Raw genomic sequence first — 959 nt, forward strand, 5'->3', positions numbered from 1 at the left:
TAGAGGTAATCATCTAAATACTTATCTTTAAAGTCAATAAAAAGGTTTAAATATGGATGTTTTCAAGGGTCAAAACCTTCTAGAGTTTTCTGATCGGTTCAAAACCGATTTAGATTGTAAGGAGTATCTCTCGCAGATTAAAGATAAATCGAGCTATAAGTGCTTGAAATGTGATCACGTTGCCTACCAGCGCAAGGCTGATTTTTCACGCCAGTGCAATATCTGTAACCATCGAGAATCTGCTACGGCTAATACTCTTTTTCATAAGGTAAAGTTCGGTCTGCGAAAGGCTTTCTTCATCTGTTTTGAAATGTCGACATCTACCAAGAGCTTATCAGCCAGATATCTTAGCGTGCGTTTTACCATAACAGAGAGAACAGCTCGTCTATTTATGATGAAGGTAAGGGAAGCTATGTCCTCAAGTGGCAACACTCCCATGAAAGGTATCGTTCACGTGGATGAGTTTGTCCTGGGAGGAAAAGAACAGAAAAAGACAGGGAGAAGTTATGATACAAAGAAAAAGAAGGCTGTAACTGCTGTTGAGCTGACACCGGACGGTAAAGTAAAACGAATGTATGCACAGAAAATAGATGACTTCTCAGCTGAGTCACTACAATATATCTTCGTTGACCATATTAGTAGAGAAGCCAGCGTTGTAACGGACAAGTGGCGAGGCTATAGACCCATTGCCAAGGTCTATAATATAGAACAGATTGAAAGCAATAATGGCATGAACTTTAAGGCATTGCATACAATGATACATCAGGTCAAGTCTTGGATCAGGACAACTTACTCATGGGTGAGCAGTGATAACCTAAACAGATACTTTAATGAATTTTGTTTTAGAATAAACCGTTCTCAGAGTAAAAACACCATATTCAATAATCTAATGATAAAGATGGTGAAACATGACAGGATGAATCAATCAGAATTAGTAAGTAATTAAGTGACTACCTCTA

1 protein-coding gene is annotated in these 959 nt (G+C 38.2%); it reads left to right on the forward strand.

The window, feature by feature from the left end; translation table 11 throughout:
* Window positions 1–52 precede the first annotated feature (52 nt).
* Window positions 53–946 (forward strand): IS1595 family transposase, encoded by an 894-nt coding sequence (locus Q0838_RS14200; protein WP_298956549.1) that lies wholly within the window; start codon window positions 53–55, stop codon window positions 944–946.
* The last annotated feature ends 13 nt before the right edge of the window (window positions 947–959 follow it).

The organism is uncultured Nonlabens sp., assembly GCF_947495285.1.
Taxonomy (GTDB): domain Bacteria; phylum Bacteroidota; class Bacteroidia; order Flavobacteriales; family Flavobacteriaceae; genus Nonlabens.

Excerpts from the sequence above, each read along its gene's own strand:
- Q0838_RS14200 (WP_298956549.1), top strand. The coding sequence starts at position 53 with ATGGATGTTTTCAAGGGTCAAAACCTTCTAGAGTTTTCTGATCGGTTC.